The sequence below is a fragment of the Paracoccus sp. J56 genome (assembly GCF_019633685.1).
Taxonomy (GTDB): Bacteria; Pseudomonadota; Alphaproteobacteria; order Rhodobacterales; family Rhodobacteraceae; genus Paracoccus; species Paracoccus kondratievae.
Genome location: NZ_MU251231.1, coordinates 1 through 391, shown reverse-complemented (window position 1 = coordinate 391; position 391 = coordinate 1). Strand labels below are relative to the sequence as shown.

Below are 391 nucleotides of genomic sequence, written 5' to 3'. Positions count from 1 at the left end.
CGCACGGTCGCCCCCTTCGCGGGGGCGTGGATCGAAACAACCATTACTGCGACGCACTCCGCTATGCCCTAGGGTCAGGACCCATTGATTTACGCTTGTCGGCGTGATTCACGGTTCGAAAATCGAGCGGTGAACATGTCTGATCTTTTCTGGCTGACGGATGCGCAGATGGCGCGCCTGGAGCCCTTCTTCCCGAAGTCCCATGGCAAACCTCGCGTTGACGATCGACGCGTGCTGAGTGGCATTATCTTCGTCAATCGCAATGGTTTAAGGTGGCGCGACGCACCAAGTGCGTACGGCCCACATAAGACGCTCTACAACCGCTGGAAGCGTTGGAGCGACAAAGGCATCTTCGCGAAGATGATGGCGGGGCTGGCCGCCAAGCACGGTG

The 391-nt window shown here is 58.8% G+C and carries 1 protein-coding gene; it reads left to right on the top strand.

The features are described 5' to 3' along the window. Nucleotides 1-135: 135 nt before the first annotated feature. Nucleotides 136-391 (top strand): transposase (locus tag M511_RS19060; RefSeq protein ID WP_139824522.1); only part of this gene is annotated, 256 nt, incomplete at its 3' end.